The organism is Mesorhizobium sp. M5C.F.Ca.IN.020.29.1.1, assembly GCF_003997375.1.
Lineage (GTDB): Bacteria > Pseudomonadota > Alphaproteobacteria > Rhizobiales > Rhizobiaceae > Mesorhizobium > Mesorhizobium wenxiniae.
Window position 1 is genome coordinate 1 of record NZ_RZSW01000251.1, and the last position, 8496, is coordinate 8496.

Consider the following 8496-nt stretch of genomic DNA (forward strand, 5'->3'; position numbering starts at 1 on the left):
CCATCTGACAGCGCGAGCGGATCGTCGGCAGCAGGCTGCCCGGCGCATGGACGATGAGGATGAACAGTGTGCGTGCCGGTGGTTCTTCAAGATTCTTCAACAAAGCGTTGGCCGCATTGGTATTCATGTCGTCGGCCGGATCGACGATCACCACCCGGTAGCTACCGTCATGCGAGGTCAGCGACAAGAAGCGGCTGACCTTGCGGATCTCATCGACGGTGACGACCGTCTTGAAGCTCTTCGTCTTCTCGTTCGGCGGGCGGGTCAGATGCAGCACCGAAGGATGTCCGCCGGTGGCGATCTGGCGAAACAGCGATGACGCCGGATCAGGAATGGCAAGGACTTCCGGCGCCTGTTCGAACGCCGGATGCTTCAACAGATGATGCGCAAGGTGAAAGGCGAGCGTCGCCTTGCCGATGCCGACCGGTCCGACAAATGTCAGCGCATGCGGCAGCTTCCCGGAACGATAGGCTGACGCCAGCATGTTCGCCGCCTGGCCATGCCCGACCAGACGCGGCGTCTCGGATGGCTCCGGTACGCCGTCCAGCGTGTCGTGCTGTTCTGGTGCGATCCGTTCGAAAATCATCCCGGCGCCTGCTTCCTGTGCGCCGGCGTCATCGTCTCCAGTGCCGCGAATACGGCGGCGGTGACGACGTTCTCCACCGTGTCGGGGTCGGCGGACGCGTCGACGACGATGCAGCGCTCGGGTTCTGCCGCGGCGATTGCCAGAAAGGCTTCGCGGCGGCGCTGGTGGATATCAAGCGTTTCCTTTTCGAAGCGGTCGGCGCGGGCATCGGTGCCCCGCCGTGCCGTGGCGCGCCGCAGTCCTTCGGCCGGGTCGATATCGAAGATCAGCGTCATGTCGGGCACCATGCCGTTGATGGCGACCTTTTCCAGCGCGCGCATGAACGCCGGATCGAGGCCGCCGGTGACGCCTTGGTAGACGCGCGAGGAGTCCATGAAGCGATCACAAAGCACGATCGAGCCACGTTCGACGGCGGGCCGGATGACCTGCTCGACATGGTCGGACCGCGCGGCGGCGAAAAGCAGCGCCTCCATCCTGGGGCCGAATGGCTCGGCAGCGCCGGAAAGCAGGACATGCCGGACCGCCTCTGCGCCTGGCGAGCCCCCCGGTTCACGCGTGACAAGGACATCGTATTTCTTGGCGCGCATCTTACTGGCCAGCCGCTCGATTTGCGTCGACTTGCCTGCCCCTTCTCCGCCTTCGAAGGTGATGAAAAATCCGTGCACCAAAGCCTATATCCATGCTGCGGGACCGTAATAGTCCTGACTTGAGAAAAGGTCCACGCCACGGTGCCAAACCGCGTCGCGTCTGAAGAGATGCGACGCGCATTATGCCCTTTTCATGCGTGTCGTCGCCGCAAACTGCTGAGCACTTTTGGGCGACACGCATTAACGCAGCCAGCCGACGGCCAGTTCCTTGGCGGCATCGAGCGCGCGTTGCGGCAGCGAGCCGACGCCGATCGATTCGGCCGCGAAAAGCGGCGTCTCCTGGCTCAGCGTATCACCGATCCAGACCCGCAGCGCACCCACTGGTTGCCCCTCCTCCACCGGGGCTGCAACCGGCCCGTCATAGACGATCTTGGCGGTCAGCTTGTCGCGGTTGGCGATGGGCAGGAAGATGACCACGGGCGCTTTTGCCTTCAGCGCCACGCCGGATTTCGCACCGCCGAAAACCTGGGCCTCGCCGACCACCTCGTCCTTGGCGAAAATCTCGGTCTTCTGGAAGGAACGAAGGCCCCAGTCGAGCAGCTTTCGCGCTTCCTCGGCGCGCTCGCGGTCGCTTGCCAGGCCGTTCATCGCCGCAATGACCCGCCTGCCACTGTGGCTGACCGAGCCGACGACGCCGAAGCCTGATGCCTCGCTCCTGCCGATCGCTAGGCCGTCGGCGCCGATATCCATCGCCAGCAGCGGGTTGCGGTTCCTTTGGGTGATCTTGTTCCAGGTGAAATCCTTCTGGCCGTAATAGCGATAGAGGTCCGGGTAGGAGCGCCAGATATGCAGAGCCAGAAGCGCAAGCTCTCGAACCGTCGTTTGCTGACCGTCGGCCGGCAGACCGGTTGAATTGACGAATGTCGATTTCTCGAGGCCAATCTGCCTTGCGCGCTCGGTCATCTCAGTCGCGAAATTCGCCTCCGATCCCGCAAAACCTTCGGCGATGATGATGCAGCCGTCATTGGCTGCCTGGACCGTCACGCCCTGGATCAGGTCTTCAAGCCGGATCGTTGACTTCAGTTTGGCAAACATTGTCGACGTCCCGGATGGCGCCCCGCCCGTACGCCATGCGTTTTCACTCACCACGAATGTGTCGTCGAGCGTCACGCGGCCCGATTTGATGGCGTTGAACACCACCTCCATCGTCATCAGCTTGGCCAGCGACGCCGGCTGAATCGGCCTGTCGGCATCCTTTGAAAATAGCACCGTTCCGGTTTCAGCATCGATCATGAAGGCCTGCCCGGCCTTGGTCTCGAAAAGCTGCGCCGCGGCCGGAGCCAGCGAAAGCAGCAGGAGGCCAAAACCCAGAAGCCCGGCGAGAGGCGCGGCGAAGCGAGATTTCATGAGAAGTTCGACCTGTCAGCCGGTATTTCTGGGCAAGCTCTAGGCTATCAGGCTTTGTCCCGGCCGATCAACCGCGCGATGGACAACAGGGCAAAACTCAGGTTTTGCCGGTCAGTTCCGAACCACGAGCGCGTCCGGTGCGCCATGCGACCATGCCGCCTGCAGCATCTCGTCCAGGCTGCCATGGCCGTCCGGATAGAGGTTGACCGAATACCAGTCCTTGCCCTCGAATTCGGAGCGCTCGATTTCGGTCTTGCCGAAGCTGGAAAGCCGGGCTGCCACACGCTGTGCCTCGGCGGCATCCTCGAACGAGCCAGCCGCGATATAGGACGTGGCCGAAGCGGCCGGAGGAGTTTGCCGCTTCCACGATCGAAGGATTTCGGCAGGCGACATTCCGGCGCCATCCAGCGCGGCAAAGACATTGGAGGCGCGCTGCACGCGTTCGTCCGCGTAAGACAGCGACGCTACGCTGAACGGCGATTGCGCCGGCAGATTGATCTGCGGGCGTTCCGGCACGATCGGCCCGAAATCGGGCAGCGTCACATTGCCGGAGGCCGGCGCCTGCGCCGCAATGACAGGCTGTGCCGATGCGGAATTCGTCAACTGGCCGGGAAATGGAGCGGCGGCGACCAACGCCGTACTCGGCGATGGTCCATCCATGGCGATCATGACACCGGAGGGCAAGCCGTCCGACGGATCCGGCACCCTGTTGCCTGGATTATAGGAGGCCATCAGGTACCGATCATCATTGCCGTCAAGCGGCGCCCGCCCGACATATTCGACCTTCACCTTGGCCGTGCCGATATTGGCATAGTCGAGCATTTCGGCGGCGCGCTTCGACACATCGATGATGCGCCCTTCGTGGTAAGGACCGCGATCGTTGACGCGCACGATGATCGAGCTGCCGGTCTTCAGATTGGTGACGCGCGCATAGCTCGGCAGCGGCATTGTCGGATGCGCGCCGGTCAGATGTGTCATGTCGTAGACTTCGCCGTTAGCGGTCAGCCTGCCGTGGAAGGCTTCGCCATACCAGGAGGCGAGACCCATCTTGGCGTAGCGCTTGTCTTCCTTCGGATAATACCACTTACCGCGCACCTGATAGGGCTTGCCGAGCTGGTCGCGTCCGCCGCCACGCTGCAGGCCCGACATCTTGAAGGTGACGCGCGGGCTGGCCTTCACGCCGTATTCGGATTCGGAAAAATATTCCTTCGAGCGGGGTTTCTTGTTGACCATCGCCTTCGGCTGTGGCGGCGCGGCGCAAGCCGCCAGCAAGGCAGCCGACAGGGCAAACAAGGCGAACGCGGAAGCGCGACGAAGACGCGGGCGCGCCGTGCTTTGCATTTTTTGGTTGTCCCCTCTCAACAAAGGCACCGCAACTTGATCGTCGGCGGGGTCAAACCCACTCGACAAACGCTAGCGCCACCTTGATTCGCAATCCCTTGTGCACAGGAATTGTTTATCACCGTATTAACCGATTGTGGTCGGAACCGGGCGAGATTGTGGCACAAATCTTCCCGGTGATCGCTGTGAAAATCACCGCTTTTCGACCTTCGGCGCGCTGTTCGGCTTGCTTTCAGCCCCACCGTCAAGCGCCCATGCCCTGCCCTTGGCAGGAACGGGCAACGGCCGGTTGACAGGACTTCGCTAGGCGCACTAGAGCAATGAAGCGCGAACGATCTCCAGGCGGCGCAGCAGTGCCAACAGGTATGAGTTGAGATCAGGACGAGCATCCAAGTGGTTGAAAAAACACGATGGAGGGATGGCCGAGCGGTTTAAGGCACCGGTCTTGAAATTCGGTTGACGGCATCCCGCTCTATCCTGCCACCAAGGCCTTCACTGTCAACGGTTTGCGGGTGCGGTAGCGCATTTCCTGCCACGTCTTCCCATCCAATACCGTAGCGTTGCGTTGCAAAAAACGTAGCAGCATGTTCGATCCGTTCGCTGTGGGGCTTGAGACATGTCACTCGACTATCACTACCAAACCATTGGGTTTGTGCTGGATCATTTGATCGCCAAAGGGCTGCGTAGGGAAGACTTTTCCGCTGAGAACTCTATTGGAGGTGATGCTCTATCGCGAAGGCGACGAAGAAGAAGTTCAACTATTCCTGCTGGAATTGACAGGGCCAATCTTCAGGCCTCGTCAAGCCAGAAGGCAACTCGGTCCGGGCGTCTCCGCAAGCCATGTTGAGCTGCCACTGGGACAGACCCGCCGAATTGGAAAGGTCGACGCCCTCGATACGGGTCAGAAAGAAAAAGGCGCGGTCAAAGTCTATCGGCGCGGTGAACGTCGCTCCTCGGAAGTCCGCCCGTGCGAGATTGGCAAACGAGAAGCGGCTGCCGCTGATATCGGCGTCATGGAACTGCGCACGCCCCAATTCTGCCTTTGTGAAATCAACATTGGTCAGATTGGCGTCCTGGAAATTCGAGCGCTGCATTTCCGCGCTCGCAAACACAGCGCCCTGCGCGTCCATACGGCTGAAGTCGGTCCTGTAGGCCTCGATTCTGTCGAACCGGGCGCCTTTGGCGGTCGAGTCGGCCAGGGAAGCACGCACAAGCGTTGCCTTCTCAAGATTTGCCGCAAGGAGATTGCTGTTCCTGAGGTCGGTCGAAGTGAAATCAACACCGAACAGGTTCGCCCCGCTGAGGTCCTGTCCTTCTAGGATGAGAAGCTTCTTGTCACACTCGTACCAATTGACGCCAGGCGTCGGGGCTGCGTGGCAATTTTGAGCAGCAGTGGCGTTCTGCCAAGCAAACACAGCGCAAACCGCTAGAACCAAGCCGGATGGGCCGTAAGCTCTGGTTCGCCTCAAAGTCATTGTTGCTGGACCTCTGCTACTCGCCGACACTCAACCTTACCACATCTGCTGACACTCGAGCCACCGTGACCACCGCCGTCACAGTTAGCGCATTTCTCGTATTCAAGCTCTTGACCCGAACCAGTCAATGCCGCTGCACGTTGGCATCGTCGCCAGAGGGTGGTGAGCGGTCGCCCGTTCTGACCAGCACGAACGAGCATCTTGCGCCAGAAGCGGTCCATTCAGATGCGTTAATGGAATGGCAGCTACTCGGTCAGAACCAGATCTCTGCGATCACCCGCTTTGCGCCTCAATCTGCACTAGGCGCGCTAGAACGATCGATTGTCATCGCATTGGCGCGTGCCTGAACGGCGCGATACTGGATTACGGGCTTTTCGCTCCCGATCGCGAAGCCTGGAGCCGCAGCGTCATCACCCTGGTGCGCAACGTCAGCTAAACCGGCGTCGTAATGCACAATGGCGTCGAGGATCGTCTTGGTAGATATTCTGAGCGCGGGAATGTCATCCCGATGTAGGCGCCCGGGTAAGGCAGCGGAAGATTAGCGTCTAGTGCCGTTGTTGCTGTTGCTTCGGTTACCGGCTCAAAGTGGCTATCTGGGAGAGCTCGGCGATATCGCCATAGATCATCGAACCTTTGACGAGAAAACACTTGTCACCGAGGACTTCGAAGAGTGAGCTTGACGCGGTGCAAACCGGCAGGTTCTTCGAATTGGCGTACGTACCGGGCGCCGCGGTTTCGACCTTACGGTCCGCGGCTTCGGCATAGCTGACGCTGATCGCGAGCATAGCGATAGCAAGCTGGCTCGGGGATAAGCAAGGTCGCGACATGCATCCAAAATAGCACCGGCCCTTGATGGGCTTCGTCCATCGATTGGATGAAGCGGTCACCTATATTAGGGTAGTGGGTTAGTTTGAAATCTGCGAAACGCGATCAGGGAGAACCACGACGGTGGAAATGCATGGCCATTTGAAGCTGTCCTGCTTGCGAGATATCGGGTTTTCCGAGTGGGACCCAATAGGCTTGCTCGCGAAAGGCGAGGTTTGGGACCAAAAGCCCTTCGCAGATGAGTATGACCCGTATCTACTTGAGGCGGCAGGGCGGCTTCGCCGAGACTGGATCGTAGACGACGCTGTCGAATTTCTCATGAAGATCGAATGCGATCATATGGGACTAGGTCTGAGAGCAACTTCTCGCCCGCGCGCAGACGCCACTGCCAAAGCGATCCGTGCTTAATTAGATAGTGTTGACGGGGCGATTTCAAACTGACCCACTACCCGCCGGCTACCCGAATGCTAACCAACATCGGTCAGCTTGAAGAGCGCTTCTTTCGCCGATGCGACCACGTCATTCCAGCTCGGTGAGGACATATACTGCTGTGCCGAAGCAGAAAAGTCTACGTCAAGGTCGTAGAGCAAACGGCTGACGGTTTGAACGGATTTCGCTGGGTCGATCGTATCAACAGTTCGTCCCACCTCATCCTCTGGTCTGAAAAGGAACCAAGTATCATCCAGCATGAAGCGCATAACGATCTGTATATTACCATATTCTCGGCCCTCGGGGCACCGACGCTCAACCCAGCACAGCCGCTGATATTCAGCATCACTGAGGTCTCTGAGGCAAGAAGTCAGATCGTCTCTCATCGACCCAACATACTCGGCTTGAAGTCCGCTTTCCACCCATCTCGGCCATCGACGGCCGCCAGTTAACACGATGTTCGTCCGAGCGTACCTCAGGGCCTCGACCAAGAAACAGGACGCAGGGCGCTGGATTTCCAGACATCCATTTGCTGTGACCCGCGCTGGGTGCGCTGAGGCCGGGTTCTTGGCGAGAGCTGAGGCGACCAAGGCCAAGACCGATGTCGACGCCAAGCGGCTCAATGCTTCTGCGTGGAAATCCTCAAATCCTAAGCATCGAGGAACTGACGACGGGATAGGACAACCGACTGCCGCCTAGTGTGCTATTACGCTTTGCTATGGACATCGACGATATTCGAAATCGAGCGCAAGGTGTTGCCAAAGGCCGGGTCACGGCCGAAGAGCTTGAGTTCGCGCGCAGCATCCTTCTGGAGCGTCGAGGCGACGTTGGGTCAGCTTTGTACATTGTGGGTTGGTGTGGAAGCGTGTCGGATGCTGTTCTGATTGAGAGCTACCTCTATGGGCCAGAACGAGACTTGCATGGCGAAACTGCATTGAAAGCGCTGTGCCGTTATCTTCGCCTTATTGATCGCTATCGACCTCTTCTACGCGAACTCATCATGTCGCCAACCGATGTTGGCTGGACGAACAGCCGTATGGCCGCTATCCAACTCGCGCCCAACTATCTGAGCGGCTTCCAAGATGATGAACTGGGCTGCCAATTGGTTTCGATACTCTGTGATCCAAACGATCCAGAGCAGCCATCGGCTCGCGCTGCGTTGGTTGAAATATTGGCTTTAAGAAGCGAACTTAGAGACCCATTTGGGCTGCACGAGGAAAATGGCGATATGGATGCTGGCTACATCGTAAAACTGGCCTGTCAGCGCTTCGGCTGTGGACGCAGAGTGCAGTAACCGAATGACAGCATAGGGTCACTCATCTCGGCCATTGGCGGCAGCAACGGGTATAGGGACAGGGTCTGCTTTCCACCCCTTGCGGACGTTCGGTTTACGATCATATGCTACCTGTATGCGCCACTCATCTCTTTCGTCCTTCCTCAATGGGCGGGTGCGTGTCTTGGGCAAGACCGCCCTGCCCCGCATCCGCTTTCATGACCTTCGGCACACCCACGCCACGCAGATGCTATCGGCCGGCGTTCATCCGAAGGTCGCCAGCGAACGCTTGGGCCACTCGACAATCGGGATTACCTTGGATCTGTATTCCCATGTCATGCCCGGCATGCAGGCTGACGCGGCAGAGCAAGTTGACGCGGCGTTGCAGGTAGCTATAAGCGCAAGTCGAAAGACCATATAGTTGCAAAGTGCGTAGCAAACGGCCTTCTGAGCAAACCGCAAAGAGGCAAAAAGCACTTTAAAGTCAACTACTTGGAGGGATGGCCGAGCGGTTTAAGGCACCGGTCTTGAAAACCGGCGTGGGTGCAAGCCCACCGTGGGTTCGAATCCCAC

9 protein-coding genes are annotated in these 8496 nt (G+C 59.1%); 2 read left to right on the forward strand and 7 right to left on the reverse strand.

Annotated elements, in window-relative coordinates; translation table 11 throughout:
* The 7 genes from EOA85_RS19845 to EOA85_RS19885 form a co-directional block, all read right to left on the reverse strand.
* The coding region (locus EOA85_RS19845; RefSeq protein WP_127210866.1) for a DNA polymerase III subunit delta' at positions 1–586 on the reverse strand (586 nt) is incomplete at its 3' end.
* Positions 583–1254: a dTMP kinase gene (gene tmk / locus EOA85_RS19850; RefSeq protein WP_127210867.1), complete on the reverse strand. Its 672-nt coding sequence runs from the start codon at positions 1252–1254 to the stop codon at positions 583–585. The genes EOA85_RS19845 and tmk, both read right to left, overlap by 4 nt.
* A gap of 159 nt (positions 1255–1413) precedes the next feature.
* Entirely contained in the window at positions 1414–2580 is a 1167-nt protein-coding gene (locus EOA85_RS19855; RefSeq protein ID WP_206523330.1) for a D-alanyl-D-alanine carboxypeptidase family protein, read from the reverse strand.
* Between the two features lie 111 nt (positions 2581–2691).
* Positions 2692–3921 (reverse strand): septal ring lytic transglycosylase RlpA family protein, encoded by a 1230-nt coding sequence (locus tag EOA85_RS19860; protein WP_095520595.1) that lies wholly within the window; start codon positions 3919–3921, stop codon positions 2692–2694.
* 758 nt (positions 3922–4679) lie between these two features.
* A complete protein-coding gene (locus EOA85_RS19865) occupies positions 4680–5396 on the reverse strand; it encodes a pentapeptide repeat-containing protein (protein ID WP_127210868.1) in 717 nt (238 codons plus the stop codon).
* A gap of 572 nt (positions 5397–5968) precedes the next feature.
* A complete protein-coding gene (locus tag EOA85_RS19875; RefSeq protein ID WP_245316436.1) occupies positions 5969–6181 on the reverse strand; it encodes a hypothetical protein in 213 nt (70 codons plus the stop codon).
* A gap of 507 nt (positions 6182–6688) precedes the next feature.
* Complete coding sequence (locus EOA85_RS19885; protein WP_127210870.1) at positions 6689–6919, reverse strand: hypothetical protein; 231 nt, start codon at positions 6917–6919, stop codon at positions 6689–6691.
* A 449-nt stretch (positions 6920–7368) separates the two neighbouring features.
* Here EOA85_RS19885 and EOA85_RS19890 point away from each other — a divergent pair, with 449 nt between their 5' ends.
* On the forward strand, positions 7369–7944 hold the full coding sequence (locus EOA85_RS19890) for a hypothetical protein (protein ID WP_127210871.1): 576 nt from the start codon (positions 7369–7371) through the stop codon (positions 7942–7944).
* A gap of 115 nt (positions 7945–8059) precedes the next feature.
* Positions 8060–8344, forward strand: a complete 285-nt coding sequence (locus EOA85_RS19895) for a tyrosine-type recombinase/integrase (RefSeq protein WP_281033760.1) — start codon at positions 8060–8062, stop codon at positions 8342–8344.
* Positions 8345–8496: the final 152 nt, after the last annotated feature.